12 protein-coding genes are annotated in these 12,956 nt (G+C 64.1%); 7 read left to right on the top strand and 5 right to left on the bottom strand.

Annotation, left to right across the window (positions count from 1 at the left end; genetic code table 11):
- The first annotated feature begins 225 nt into the window (after positions 1-225).
- From OF380_RS00520 to OF380_RS00510, 3 genes are all read left to right on the top strand, one after another.
- Positions 226-516, top strand: coding sequence for a hypothetical protein (locus tag OF380_RS00520; RefSeq protein ID WP_264048841.1), 291 nt, complete (start codon positions 226-228; stop codon positions 514-516).
- On the top strand, positions 513-761 hold the full coding sequence (locus OF380_RS00515; protein ID WP_264048840.1) for a hypothetical protein: 249 nt from the start codon (positions 513-515) through the stop codon (positions 759-761). The genes OF380_RS00520 and OF380_RS00515 overlap by 4 nt, the downstream gene beginning before the upstream one ends.
- A 351-nt stretch (positions 762-1,112) precedes the next feature.
- Positions 1,113-1,400 (top strand): hypothetical protein, encoded by a 288-nt coding sequence (locus OF380_RS00510; protein ID WP_264048839.1) that lies wholly within the window; start codon positions 1,113-1,115, stop codon positions 1,398-1,400.
- A 71-nt stretch (positions 1,401-1,471) separates the two neighbouring features.
- On the opposite strand, the gene OF380_RS00505 is transcribed toward OF380_RS00510, so the two are convergent.
- Genes OF380_RS00505 through OF380_RS00495 form a run of 3 tightly spaced genes read right to left on the bottom strand, consistent with a single transcriptional unit; the run spans position 1,472 to position 3,200 of the window.
- Positions 1,472-2,560: a helix-turn-helix domain-containing protein gene (locus OF380_RS00505; protein ID WP_264048838.1), complete on the bottom strand. Its 1,089-nt coding sequence runs from the start codon at positions 2,558-2,560 to the stop codon at positions 1,472-1,474.
- A gap of 1 nt (position 2,561) precedes the next feature.
- Positions 2,562-2,954, bottom strand: coding sequence for a hypothetical protein (locus tag OF380_RS00500; RefSeq protein WP_264048837.1), 393 nt, complete (start codon positions 2,952-2,954; stop codon positions 2,562-2,564).
- Positions 2,955-2,993: 39 nt separating this feature from the next.
- Positions 2,994-3,200, bottom strand: coding sequence for a hypothetical protein (locus OF380_RS00495; RefSeq protein ID WP_264048836.1), 207 nt, complete (start codon positions 3,198-3,200; stop codon positions 2,994-2,996).
- Positions 3,201-3,879: 679 nt separating this feature from the next.
- Here OF380_RS00495 and OF380_RS00490 point away from each other — a divergent pair.
- The 3 genes from OF380_RS00490 (at position 3,880) to OF380_RS00480 (ending at position 7,129) form a co-directional block, all read left to right on the top strand.
- Positions 3,880-4,662 carry a hypothetical protein gene (locus tag OF380_RS00490; protein WP_264048835.1) on the top strand — a complete coding sequence of 261 codons (783 nt, stop codon included), beginning with the start codon at positions 3,880-3,882 and terminating at the stop codon, positions 4,660-4,662.
- A gap of 12 nt (positions 4,663-4,674) precedes the next feature.
- Positions 4,675-6,771 (top strand): glycosyltransferase family 2 protein, encoded by a 2,097-nt coding sequence (locus OF380_RS00485; protein WP_264048834.1) that lies wholly within the window; start codon positions 4,675-4,677, stop codon positions 6,769-6,771.
- 136 nt (positions 6,772-6,907) lie between these two features.
- Positions 6,908-7,129 (top strand): DUF4113 domain-containing protein, encoded by a 222-nt coding sequence (locus OF380_RS00480; protein ID WP_264048833.1) that lies wholly within the window; start codon positions 6,908-6,910, stop codon positions 7,127-7,129.
- A gap of 216 nt (positions 7,130-7,345) precedes the next feature.
- Here the strand turns inward: OF380_RS00480 and OF380_RS00475 are convergent, their stop codons facing one another.
- A complete protein-coding gene (locus OF380_RS00475) occupies positions 7,346-7,744 on the bottom strand; it encodes a hypothetical protein (protein ID WP_264048832.1) in 399 nt (132 codons plus the stop codon).
- 167 nt (positions 7,745-7,911) lie between these two features.
- Here OF380_RS00475 and OF380_RS00470 point away from each other — a divergent pair, with 167 nt between their 5' ends.
- Entirely contained in the window at positions 7,912-9,678 is a 1,767-nt protein-coding gene (locus tag OF380_RS00470) for a hypothetical protein (protein ID WP_264048831.1), read from the top strand.
- A gap of 860 nt (positions 9,679-10,538) precedes the next feature.
- Here OF380_RS00470 and OF380_RS00465 read toward each other — a convergent pair.
- Positions 10,539-12,893: a transketolase gene (locus OF380_RS00465; RefSeq protein ID WP_264051517.1), complete on the bottom strand. Its 2,355-nt coding sequence runs from the start codon at positions 12,891-12,893 to the stop codon at positions 10,539-10,541.
- Positions 12,894-12,956 lie beyond the last annotated feature (63 nt).

Here is a 12,956-nt window from a genome sequence, read left to right as displayed (position 1 = left end):
GCATAGGTTTGGGCTGACCCAGGTTGCACGGGCTCAGCGAACGTTGCCTCAAGTGAAGCGCGCCGTCGCGATCTGGTGGCCGCATCCACCCCCCCAAATGCGACAGACGCGAAGTACTGCTGGCACAGCCATCGCCAGGAGCCTTCAGCCGCGCCGCTGCATTCGCACTTTGGCGCGGAGGCGGTCTGAGCCATTCCTGCTTCGTAGGCGGCCATGACCCCGACCATGCGGCTGCCGAAGCACCTGCGGTCCCTGCTGAACTCAATCGACGAGGCCGACGCGGCAAAGCTCCAGGCGCTGCTGAGCCTAAACCCGAAGACGGTCGCGTGGATCTCCGAGAAGAACCCGCGCGAGCTCATGAACCTCGATGGCGCGGTGGACTTCGTCACCTCGTCCCGGACCGCCGCGAAGATCCTGGCCTGGTGCTTCGTGACGGCCGCGACGGCGTTCGGCCACGTCGTCACGGCGGCCAAAAACGGGATGGGCCTCTTCCAGATCTTCCGGGGTGGCAAATGAGCCTGCGCGTGATCGGCTATGCCTGCCTCGGGGTCATCTGCGCCGGAATCCTGATCCCCTTGGCGCTGATCTGCTGGTGGCTCGCCGACCGGCACATCCCGGTCGACGTACTCAAGACGGAGGTGGTGACCCCCATCGTGAAGCCGGGCGGCAAGCTCATCATCCGGCAGACGATCCGCTACACCCGGGACTGCCGGGGGCACGTGGACCGGGTGATGTACGACAGCGCCACGCACCGGAAGTAGCTGGCCGATGTCGACTACGAGCGCCCGCCGCGCGGCCTGGGCGAGCACGTGGTCACCTTCGTGGAGGACGTGCCGAGCTACTTCGAGCCCGGGGCTGCCTCATACCGAGCCGTGCCGGTCTACGCCTGCAACCTCGTGCCCCAGTATCTCTGGCCGCTCTCCCGCAACGAGACGGTGATCCGCTTCCGGGTGGAGGGGACACCGTTCCAGTCGCCCTCGGCTCGACCCATCCCGATCAGGCCCGCCCGGAGCAATCCGAGGCGGGTTTTTCGTAGCCGCCGTAAATTGCTCCTGAGGCGCGGATACTCTCAGCGTCGATCCGAGTTCTCCCTATCGAACACAGGAGCCACCATGAAAACGCTGATGCTTTCGACATGCGCCTTGGCGCTGTCCTCCTTCGTCCTCGTGCAAATGAGCACAGAGGCTGATGCTCGCTCGCGCACGAAGAAGCGGGGCGGCGGCGTCGTCACCAGCATGCAGAACAATACGGGCGGCCGTCCGACACGCGTGAGATCACGCGGTGCCACTGGCGCCGATACGATCACCTCGAACTCAGCGGCAGGAGGCAACGCGGCGCAGCCGTCGCGCGCCGGTAGCACGGGCAGCGCGGGCGGCGGCAGCCCCGGCGGCGGCATGTAGCCCGACAGGGCAGTTAATCTGCACTGCCTTCACCCGCCCGGCTCCGGCCGTGGCGGGTTCTTCGTTTGCGCCTAGCCCACCAGCTTCAAGCCAGGGGGCGGCCCGCTCTCCTTGCGCTGTTCAGGATTGGCGCCCTTCCTGATCACAAGCCCAAATATGAGATTCTCAATTTCGGATATCGGCACGTGAAGTTCTTTAGCAATCGTGTCTTTAGTAATTTTTTTCGACCACAGATCGCTAAACACTTTCTGCCAGACCACAGACTCTTCGCGCTCCATCTCGTTGGGCTCGTTCTTTCTATAATCCCGCCGGCCCATCTCGATGACCATGCCTCGATAGAGCCAATCCGAAAGGATGCCGACTTTGTTAAGACGATAGGCCAACGCTGCGCCGGAAACACCCCAGCGCCGCTTTGCTACGACAATCTGGTCTAGCGTGAGCGCACGAGGGATTTTGGCTTCAATATCCGACTGCGGCATCATGAATGAAGCAGCAAATAGCTGTGCTTCGTGCTCTGCCGACTTCCCTTGCTGTGGCCCCCCATGCTTGTGCATCACCAGGTGCCCAAGCTCATGTGCCGCGTCGAACCGACTCCGCTCCGCTGACTTGGCCGTATTCAAGAAGATGTACGGGGTATCGCCGCGCCAACATGAAAAAGCGTCGAGCGTTGCAGTGTTCTCAGCCAGCGAGAATACGCGAATGCCCTTGGCTTCAAGCATCTTGATCATGTGCTTGATCGGCTGTTCACCTAAACCCCAGTGTTGCCGGAGCCACCGTGCCGCGCGAGCAGGATCACGCTCTTCGGAGGCCTCCATGAGATCAGTCGCGGGCAAATTGTATCGAGCGGCGGTCCAATCCGCTAAGAGATAGGCGATATGCCCAGCGGCAATGGCCGCGTCCCGCTCGGCAGCCTTCATCGCCGTCATACTGCGAAAGCTCACCCCTTCCTTCGTGACGGGATCGATCTCGTCGCCACAGAAGAACTCGACTGGGAAGCCGAGTGCCTTCGCTATGGCAGACAACGTTTCTTGCTCAGGCTCATGGTTCCCGTTCTCAAGCCGCGAGACATGAACCAGCGTGAGGCCAACGGCCTCCGCCAGCCCCTTACTCGACATCCGCCGCCGATGCCGTGCGATGACCAGTCTTGATGGATTGAACATATCACTTGCTGGTTACAACTACGTCAAAGTCTTGATCGGGAATGTCGCCTGAGTCATCGAAGATCTGAAGCCGATTAATATCGCCCGGATTGACGATGAAGATCCGCTCATGAAAACCGGCGAACTGGCCACCTTCGATCGCCCGCGGCGATGAAAGCTCTGCCGTTACCGTCCCATCCTCGCCGACCGCCAAGAAGTAATAAAAGGCAGTGCTCGGAACGTCGGCGAACTCTTCGCCAGCCTCCTCGTCCTCGGGGAACAAGTTGAGTTGCGACCCCGCTACCAGCCGCTCCGAAGCTTTCTTCTTGTCCGAGATCGACCTCGGGTCGCGCAGGGGGTCGCACGCGCTGTCCGCATTCTGGAAGATCAGTTTGATACGAGTGGCCCGGTTCACGACGGACGGGATGTTGTGAGCGCTGTTGCGCTTCCATGCCTACGCCCGGAAGGTCCGCCGCATCGCGCGCGTTCCAAAAATCCACGACAGCAATCCCGGTCCAGCGAGGGGATCATCCTCCGTCGAGTCCGCACGAGCGGCGACAGCCCGCTGCGCGATGTCGATCATCTCGGCCTTGTTCGTACCCAACTCGGCCAAGCGTTGCTCGACCTCCCATTCGTCCCTGGCAATCCGGGCAACAGCCATCTCAATGGGCCTCACGTTAATTATTTCTCCCACGATCTTGGCAGGAAGAATTAACGTGCGGAAGGGTAATCAGCCCGGCCGCCGTCATGGCGCGCCGGGCTTTTGCGTTTCCGGGCCCGGCCAACGATCCGCTCCGCGCACGCCGATCTCCCGTCCCTCGGCGTCAGCGATGGCGATGGCCACGGCGGTCCAGAAGCGGTCGCGGCTGCCGCGCGCGCCTCGCGCTCCGCTTCGGGCCTGCCCGCGCGCGATGGCGTAGTCCTCGGGGCCATGGGACGCGATTAGGTCCGCGGACTTCGCTCGAGCCTCGTCGCGCAGGCGCCAAGGCATCAGGCCACCGATGCGCCTCGCCGGCGCCGATCTCCTCGCCCTTGACCTCAGCGATGGCTATCGCCACCGCGGTCCAGAACTGGTCTTGGCTATCCCGCGCCCCGAGCGACTCGCTCCGGGCTTCCGCATCCGCGATGGCGTCAGCCTTAGGACTACGGGCTTCAATCAGACCCGCGGCTTTCGCCCGCGCCTCGGCACGCAGACGCCGGGGCATCAATTTATGCTTCCAACATGCTGACCGATCACGGTTGATGCCGGTCCACGAGCGTGCTGAACCTTCCATCCACGGGCGGAACAGGCGACCTCGCCACACCCCTTCCGCGACGATGAGGTCGCGGATGCGTGTTCGATGCCCTATGAGCGCTGTTCGATGATCTGCCCGAACCCACCCTGCCTATCGCCTCTGGGCTTGCTGCCGCATTCAATAGTTTCTAAACCGGCTCATCCTAAAGCGGATGCATTTCCAATGAATTTCGCAGCCCGTGCGTTCCGAACTCCCAGAATTTGGTCAAATCGCGAACTCTCTCGCTTCGCATCGATCTATACTGGCGAAGTCATTAAGGTTAGCGCGTGGCAAGACAAAGACAAAGAGGGAAGTACCTATAGTCAATATTTTTCCTCTTGTGCTGGCTACATGATCAGCAATTTCAATGGTCATCAGGGTGGCCTGCAGGGCTGGCAGAACGAAATCTTCCTTAATCTGGAGAAGCCAAGCCCCGAGGAGCATCGGCTGCGTTATGATGTGGTGTTCAACCATACGACGCTCGAGCATGTATGGGATTTTCGCATCGCTGTGCGGACGCTCACCGAGTTGTCGCGGGACACCGTCATACTGGTTGTGCCATGGCTACAACCCTTGCACACAACGTACGGCGACTATTGGCGTTTCTCGCCGCACGCGACGGCCCGCTTGCTCGCCGAGCAAGGCTTCACGCCGCTCTACCTGTCGTGGAACACAGATCGGGGCTGCGCCGTCTACGTTTTCTGCATTGCGAGCCGCCACCCAGAAAGGTGGCGGAAGCAGTTCGGCGTCTTCGGTGCGGCGCCCGACCTGGATGTAACCCGCGCCCTTGAAGGCGATTTCGCAGGCAGGCACATCTTCGACGCTGCGGACGCCGCCCTGGACGGCTGAATGGGAACGAGCATGGAAACGACGGTGACCGCGGGAGGGGCGCTGACACGGATCGTGATTGCCGACCTCGACGCGCTTCGGGCCGCCCTGCACGAGGCTGAGGGGGCTCCAACATCCGTGCGCCCGGAACTTGGAAGCCCCCTACCCGATCTGATCGCTGGGCAGGAGGATGAGACTGCGCTGTGGCAGCGCTGCGCCTCCGCCTTCACGCTCGATCCCCAGCAATGGATTGCCTACGGAAACCATCTGCTCGCTTGCGGCCGCATCGGCGAGGCGCTCGACGCTTACCGGGCGCTTTCGCAGAAACCGCGCTGGCGCTGGCACTTCTTCCGTTACACCGCGCGTCTGCATCAGACGATCGAGGACTGGCCGCGGGCGATCCTGACCTGGACCGAAGCAATGGAGGAGTTCAGGGACACGCCGAGGTTCGATGACATTCTCGCCTCCCGAGGGAGCGTCTACCTGCGCGCCGGACTGCTCGAGGATGCGTGCTCAGACTACCTTGAGTTGCGTCTCCGCCAGCCCAGCAGTCCAGCGGGTCATCTCGGCCTGATCCGAGCGCTCTGCGCTATGCGGGCCTTCGGTGCCGCCCGTGCGGTCCGGGACGATGCTGCACGCTTGTCGGTGCACGTACCCCCATCCCTCGATAGCAACGCTCTGATACAGATGGACGAGACGCTGGTGCGGGCCTCCGGCGACGTGCCCAGTCTTCTGGCCTTCGGTCAGATGCTCGCTCGGAATTGCTTAGATGACGCGAGCGCCGGGTCGCATCTGCGGCGCGTACTCCACAACCGCTCTGCTTATTTCAGTCCCGACACCTGGAACGCCTTGACGCTCCTGTTCACGGACCGCCCCGCGGTAGCCACCCTCATTAATGAGCTTCGCGCATCCCAAACCCATACACTATCGGAAGAAATAGCGGTGGTTGAGGCGCAGCTTGCCGACGGCTCACTGCCCGCCCAAGGACCGAACGCACTGCGCCTGCGAGCACAGCGGGCCACTGCCCTCGTCCGCCTCGATCGCCGCGAAGAAGCGCTCGCGGAGGTAGGCGCGATCGCGCGCGATACGCAGGACTGGCCTGCGGTGCCGGAGACACTCTCCACAGTTCTGGAATGGCGCGATGTTCAATTGGGAGACGTCGCCGGTGCGCAAGCGCGGTACTGGACCCGTCGCCGCAGGCTGCACACGGCCGATCGCAGCCACGAACTGGCCCCGGTGACACGCGTCGCCGAGATGGCCGACGTCATTGTTCTGACGCAGGTCCGCAACGAGATGCCCAACCTGCCCTCGTTCCTCGATCATCACCGCCAGCTTGGGGTCCGCCGGTTCGTGATCGTCGACAACGGCTCGGAAGATGGTACCGCCGAGTATCTGGCCGCGATGAACGACGTTGAACTGCTCATGACCCGTGCGTCCTATCGTCGTGCGGGCGCGGGCGTGGAATGGCTGGATCCGATCGCGCGCCGCCCCGAGTACGCCGACACGCTGTGCCTGCGGCTGGATGCCGATGAGCGGTTTGTTTACCCCCATTGCGACCGTGCCACGGTGTCGGATCTTTGGACCTACCTGCGGGGCCGAGGCTTTGACGGTATCGCGGGGCCGATGATCGACCTGTTTCCCGAAAGCCTCGCGACGATCAGCTCCTTCCCGGATCACGTTGAAGCGAGCCGGTACTTCGATGCCGATGTGAGTCGTTGCCCCACGGTGACACCTCCCTACCGCGAGTATGCAGGTGGAGTGCGCTCGCGGAGCCTCGGCGGGAAGCAGCAGACGCTCGGCAAGGTTCCGGGACTTCGCGGCGGTGGCCGGGTCGAACGGCTCGGATCTCACCGATGCTCTCCAGTGGCCCTAGCGGATCTGTCCTGCGCACTCCTTCACTACAAATTCCGCCCGGATTTCTTCGACCGGGCTCGCGAGGAAATCGCCCGGCGGGAATACGCTCAGAACGGGCAGGAATGGCAGCGCTATCTCGAACTTGAGACCCGAACCGGTGAGGTACTGCCAGCTGAGGCGTCGCGGCCCTACCAGTCCTGGCATGACCTCGTTGCGGTCAGGCTGATGCACAGTTCCGACGGGTGGGACGCGTTCGTCGATGCACTGGCGTCATGATACGCCAGTAACCGAGAAGCTCGGCCAGGGTAAGGACCGGCTCGGATCAATCGCCCATGGTGTGTCGTCCATCTGACGCGAGGCGCCCGTTGCTCGGCCCTGGCGCTACAGCAAGGCCGTGGTCACACCGGACCCGATGACGCTCGCCATGGCGCCCGGTACGCTGATCGGCCAACTCGACCGCGAGCGTACCGCACCGCTGTCGGTTATGGATACCTACGACGCACGTTTTGGCCGGGGCTTCATTGTGCCGGCCCGGGCGGAGCTTATTGAGAAGAGCAACGGGTCAACGAAGGTCGAGATGCGCAACCCGCGCTACACCACGCAGGTGTCCGAGCTGCCGACGGCGCACGCCTGAACGCTCCTCGAGGCGTCCGCCGGGAGAGCCGGTGAGGCGAGGCGGCAGAATGCTGCCCCTGCTTCATCGGGCCGTCTCAGACCGCACGAACCGTGGCCAAAAACGTCCACCTCGGTGTTGAGGTGCTCTGATTGCCGCGACAGCTCCGAGGCCGCGCCGAGCACCTGGCTCGCTGCGGCGCCGGTCTCTTCCGCTGCTCCCGCGAATACTGGCAATTCAATATCTGTATCGAGAACGCTCGGCGTTGTAGCGATCTTTCTGTATTCGCCTATGGATCGCTCGCTCTTCGTTCCACCGATCTTTGGAAATACGACGTTCGATACGTCGTTCTTCGTTCCAACGGTCCTTGGAAATACGACGTTCGATACGTCGTTCCTCCCGGTAGCGATCATAGCCCCCGTAGCCGCCATAAAACTGTGCGAGCTCAGGTTTCCGGGGTGGAACCTTGGCGACAGGCAGGGGAGATGCGAGTGCGCCACTCAGAGACAGCATGAAATCAAGCGTACTCACGCAAATGAAAGTTCTATTCATATTAATTGTCCCCGAAATATGTCCGATGTCCTCACGCGGCACTGAACGATCGCTGAACCCGTAAGACGAACGGGCTTCTGGCATCTTCAGACTTCTGTGATCAGCTACTATTCTGGTGGCTTTGCCACCGGCTCGAACCTAGCACCTTCTTTTGACATAAGCGGTCCGCATTCGACAGAATGCGTTACCGACGCGTTATCGCTCAGCACAGGGGAGACCGGTGCCGTTCGGTGAGACGGCGTTCGGAATCGATGGAGGCTGGCATAGCGAGCGGACGGCTTACGAAGCGCGATCTCGGAAGAGCGGCCACGGGTGCGGTCGCCGCAACGTTGCTCGGACTGGACGCGCGCACGGTTCGGGCGGAGCCCGCGCCGGCGAGGCCCCTTGCTCCTCGCTCGGAGTTTGGTTTCGTCCAAGCTTCGGGATACCTCACGGGCGACGGCTCGCTCGACGACATGGAGCGGCTTGCGCGGGCGATGCGTGCGGCAGCGGGCTTTGCGCAACCGATCAAGCTCGAGGCGGGGAAAGCCTATCGCTGGCGCGCGCAGATCCGCCCTCCCACCGGTTTTCCGGGCTTCGTCGCCGATCCGGGGGACGGCAGCGAGTTCCATTTCCATGCCGCCGACACCTTCACGAGCAAGACGCGTCCAACGGACCCCGCGGCTGCGGACGGCCATCTGATCTACGTGGAGCGTATCGACGGCTTCCGTTGGGAGAACATCAAGCTCGTCTTCCATGCCGAGCAGCGAAGCTGGGTTCATGGATTGTGCATCCGGGGAGGACGTGGCCAGCGCATCGTCGGCTTCGAGGCCACCGGCTTCTGCGCGGGCTTCGTGCTCAAGATCGACAGCGCCCGGGATTGGATCGTCGAGAACCCGCACATCCACGATTGCACCCTCGACGTACCGTCGCCCAAGGATCCGAATAGCGGTCAGCTGACCGGCATCGGTATCGACGACGACAAGCTATCCATCGATGGACGGTATTCGGTTTCGGAGAATTTCATCATTCGGAACCCGCAGATCCACCGTCTGAAAAGTAGTGCCGCAACGATCGCGACAGGGCCGGGATATCAGACCGACGGGATAACCTTCATCGGCTATCCGAAGGATCCGAATGCCGGCGGTGGTCTCATCCTCGGCGGAATGATTTCGGAATGCGATGAGGGTGTCGACCATCCGAGCGGCTGCCGCCTGAAGATTGTGGGTTTGGGCTTCAAGGATATCCAGCTCTGGGCACTGAAGTACGTTCACGGTGCTCAGTACAATGAAGCGCACGACATTACCGTCGATGGGATTGGCGGCGGCGGCGCCGTCGTCTTCGGAGGCAGTCAGTCCCGAGCCCCCACTCAACACAACTTGATCAAGAATATCGATATCCGACGCGTGGGTGATACATCGACAGGGAAGATGGTACGCTTCCTTCCACCTTCGGCCATTCGCTTTGATGATACGGCCGACGGCGTGACCCGCGGTAACGTGATCGAGAACACCGTGACGGGCGTCAGCATCACCAAGAGCGCTCCCGATGCACCGATGGGTGTTCTGATCGGCGATCTCGCGGCGGGCACCAGAGGGAACCGGATCGACGACCTGCGCCATGACGCGACGGTCACCGATCCGATCCACAACCAGGGATTCGGGACATCGCGCGGACTCGCTGGAAAGCTGGATGTCCGGTACGCGCCCGGTGTGTTTACCGCGATGCCGGATGCGGATTACACCCTGCCGCCTCCGAACACCCGTCTCGTCACCGCTCACCCCCTTTCGGCTGGGCGACGTGTGAACCTTTCGCACCCGAACCAGTATCCCGCCGGAACCGTGGTCACGGTGCACGATCGCGCTGGCGTCGTGTCATCGACCACCCCCATCGCAGTTCGCTCGCCGGTCGGCAGCAGTTCCATCGTCGGCAGCAATCCTGCGCTTGCCACCCCTCACGCCAGCGCTTCCTTTCGCAGCGACGGTATCTCGACCTGGCTGCGCCAAGATCGAGCTTCCGACGCCCAACCGAAGCGGTAACTCCAAGCCGCGATGTCCCGGTCTTCGCGAAACCTTGAGAGAACCGTCGGCCGTCAGGCGCGAGCCGCGCCGACACATGGGCGTGTGCTGCCATATTCGCGCAATCGACGAGGGCTGCCGCGTTTCCGGCGGGCCGAACATCGCACCGATCGCGCCATTCTCGGAGACGAGGCAGGCGGATCTGATGCCGCTCTCGCGTCACCGGCCGCGCTGCCACAGCGGCACCGCGCCCGCCGGCCGGGCAGGCGTATTCCGGTAGAACGTCGTGTTCTTGAGCCTCATCCGCTGATCGGCAACCGCCGTCACAAGCTCGGTGCTTATCAGCAGGGCGCCGCAGAAATCCCCGCGGATGGCGCCGGCATCGGGGTGAACGCCTCAGCAATCCAGCGTCGTCCAGCCGAGTGGCACGGCCTGATCCGCCCACCGGTCAAGAAACTCGATGCCCTTCGCGTGAATGGGGGTTCAGTTCGTGCCCGTGAGGCCAGGGCAGGGCGACACGCCAGGACTGAGCGCGAGGAAGCCCTCGCGCCAAAGCTTCGGGTCGGCGGGGACGATCTTGGGCGTGGCGGGCATGGTGTCCGGAGGCTGATGCGGGGCGGACGGGATAGGGGGATCGGGGGGAGGGCTGCTAGGGCCGGCGAGGCACGCAAGCCGGGCTAAGTGTGTTGGACTGAAGCCGAAAAAGCCTAGCAATCCCGTTGGAGTCAATCGGGTCCAACTTTTCCGTAAGGGCTTGATGCATCGACATCTTGGCGCCCCAACCGGGGTCGCCAGCCGCTCCGCCGCCGAGGAGACGGACCGTCCGCCGGATCCGTGCGGGGTGCCGGGCGGATCGGCGGAGAACCTGGCGGGAATCGCAGTCACACGGCTCGCAGACGGATCGGGCGTTCGGGCGCCAGCGCGTGGGCTGCGTTGGCGATCCCACGTGCGTCGATTCCGTAGTGTCGGTAGAGGTCGGCGACCGTGCCGGTCTGTCCGAAGCGTTCGACGCCGAGCGCGCGGGTGCGGTGGCCCGCGACCGCGCCGAGCCAGCCCAGGGTCGCCGGATGCGCGTCGATCACGGTCACCAGCCCGCAATGCCGCGGCAGGCCCGCGAGGAGGGCCTCGACATGGCTGCGGGCCCCCGGATGCCCCGCCTCGCGGGCGCGCTGCGCGGCCGTCCAGCCGGCATGCAGGCGGTCGGCCGACGTGATGGCGAGGAGCCCGATATCGCGCCGGTCCTCCGCCATCAGCCCCACGGCCTCGATGGCCTCGGGCGCCACCGCACCCGTATAGGCAACGACGACCTCGGCGTTCGGTCCGGGTTCGCGCAGCCAGTAGGCGCCCGCCACGATGGCGTCGGACAGGGCCGGCGACATCGTGCGCTGCGGCTGGGCGAGGCTTCGCGTCGACAGGCGGAAATAGACCGAACCGCCCCCCGGCCCCTCGACCTGCACATGGTCGAGGGCATGCGCCATCAGCACGGACAACTCGTCCACGAAGGCCGGCTCGAAGCTCGACAGGCCGTCCTGGGCAAGCCCGATCAGCGGCGTACCGATCGATTGGTGCGCGCCGCCCTCCGGCGCCAGGGTCACGCCCGACGGGGTCGCGGCGAGGATGAAGCGCGCATCCTGGTAGCAGGCGTAGTTCAGCGCATCGAGCCCACGGCTGATGAACGGGTCGTAGAGCGTACCGATCGGGATCAGGCGCTCGCCGAACAGGCTGTGCGACAACCCGAGCCCGGAGAGCAGGAGGAAGAGATTCATCTCGGCGATGCCGAGTTCGATGTGCTGGCCCTTGGCCGAGAAATCCCAAGTGAAGGTCGAGGGGATGCGCTCGGACTTGAACAGGTCGCGCAGTTCCTCGCGGGCGAACAGGCCGCGCCGGTTCACCCAGCCGCCGAGGTTGGTCGAGACCGTGACGTCCGGCGACGTCGTGACGATGCGCTCCACGATCGGCGCATCGGAGCGAGCCAGTTCGTTCAGGATCAGCCCGAACCCCGCCTGCGTCGATTGCAGCGGCTGGCGCGGGCAGGGGAAGTCCGCCGGCACCGGCAATACGGGCGCATCGCGCAGGCGCGGCCCCTCCCGGAAGAACGGCGCAGCCTCGATGAAACGCCGCAGGTCCTCGGGCGAGCGCCCGAGCCCCTCGAAGGGCTCCCATTCGTGGCCCGCCCTCACGTTCATGCTGTCGCGCAAGAGGCCCGTCTGGGCCGGTGTCAGCAGGCCGGAATGGTTGTCCTTGTGGCCGGCGAGCGGCAGTCCGAAGCCCTTCACGGTGTAGGCGATGAACACGGTGGGCCGGTCGCCGTCGGCCGCCTCAAAGGCGCGGACCAGGTTCGTGAGGTCGTGGCCGCCGAGGTTGCCCATCAGGGCCGCGAGGTCGGCGTCGGACCGGCGGCCGATCAGCGCCAGCGCCTCCGCATCGTCGGCGAGGTCGGCCTCCAACCGCCGGCGCCAAGCCGCGCCGCCCTGGAAGGTCAGGGCCGCGTAGAGCTGGTTGGGGGCGGTGTCGATCCAGTCCCGCAGACGCGGGCCGCCGGGCTCCGCGAAGGCGGCGTCCATGAGGCTTCCGTATTTCAGGACGACGACATCCCAGCCGAAGGAGCGGAAGATCTCCTCGAAGCGGGTGTAGAGACCCTCCCGGATGACTGCGTCCAGGCTCTGGCGGTTGTAGTCGATGATCCACCAGGTCCGGCGCAGGCCGTGCTTCCAGCCCTCCATCAGCGCCTCGAAGATGTTGCCCTCGTCCATCTCGGCGTCGCCCACCAGCGCCACCATTCGCCCCTCCGGCCGGTCGAGGCCCCAGCCGTGGGCGCGGACGTAGTCGCGCACCATGGCGCCGAACAGCGTCTGGGCGACGCCGAGGCCGACCGAGCCCGTGGAGAAATCCACGTCGTCGCTGTCCTTGGTCCGCGACGGGTAGGATTGCGCGCCGCCGAACCCTCGGAAATTCTCGAGCTTCGCGCGCGTCTGCTGGCCGGCGAGGTACTGGATCGCGTGGAAGACGGGGCTGGCATGAGGCTTGACCGCGACCCGGTCCTCCGGACGCAGCACGGCGAAGTAGAGTGCCGTCAGGATCGTCGCCATCGAGGCCGAAGAGGCCTGATGCCCGCCGACCTTCATGCCGTCCGGGTTCGGCCTGACGTGATTGGCGTTGTGGATCATCCAGGTCGAGAGCCACAGCGCCTTGCGCTCCAGCTCGGACAGGTAGGGCAGGCGCGGATCGCTGTGCATCGTGTCGGCCTCGTCGAAGAGGCTGTGATCCTGCCACCGGTCCTGGGGCGCCATTTGTCAAAT

The sequence above is a fragment of the Methylobacterium sp. FF17 genome (assembly GCF_025813715.1).
Taxonomy (GTDB): Bacteria; Pseudomonadota; Alphaproteobacteria; order Rhizobiales; family Beijerinckiaceae; genus Methylobacterium; species Methylobacterium flocculans.
The sequence above is the reverse complement of the archived record's forward strand: the minus strand, read 5'-3'. Positions and strand labels throughout refer to the sequence as shown.

Bases quoted from the DNA above. Each gene is read 5' to 3' on its own strand.
- OF380_RS00520 (WP_264048841.1), top strand. From the start codon at position 226: ATGCGGCTGCCGAAGCACCTGCGGTCCCTGCTGAACTCAATCGACGAG.
- OF380_RS00515 (WP_264048840.1), top strand. From the start codon at position 513: ATGAGCCTGCGCGTGATCGGCTATGCCTGCCTCGGGGTCATCTGCGCC.
- OF380_RS00510 (WP_264048839.1), top strand. From the start codon at position 1,113: ATGAAAACGCTGATGCTTTCGACATGCGCCTTGGCGCTGTCCTCCTTC.
- OF380_RS00505 (WP_264048838.1), bottom strand. From the start codon at position 2,560: ATGTTCAATCCATCAAGACTGGTCATCGCACGGCATCGGCGGCGGATG.
- OF380_RS00495 (WP_264048836.1), bottom strand. From the start codon at position 3,200: ATGGCTGTTGCCCGGATTGCCAGGGACGAATGGGAGGTCGAGCAACGC.
- OF380_RS00490 (WP_264048835.1), top strand. From the start codon at position 3,880: ATGCCCTATGAGCGCTGTTCGATGATCTGCCCGAACCCACCCTGCCTA.
- OF380_RS00485 (WP_264048834.1), top strand. From the start codon at position 4,675: ATGGAAACGACGGTGACCGCGGGAGGGGCGCTGACACGGATCGTGATT.
- OF380_RS00480 (WP_264048833.1), top strand. From the start codon at position 6,908: ATGACGCTCGCCATGGCGCCCGGTACGCTGATCGGCCAACTCGACCGC.
- OF380_RS00475 (WP_264048832.1), bottom strand. From the start codon at position 7,744: ATGCCAGAAGCCCGTTCGTCTTACGGGTTCAGCGATCGTTCAGTGCCG.
- OF380_RS00470 (WP_264048831.1), top strand. From the start codon at position 7,912: ATGGAGGCTGGCATAGCGAGCGGACGGCTTACGAAGCGCGATCTCGGA.
- OF380_RS00465 (WP_264051517.1), bottom strand. From the start codon at position 12,893: ATGCACAGCGATCCGCGCCTGCCCTACCTGTCCGAGCTGGAGCGCAAG.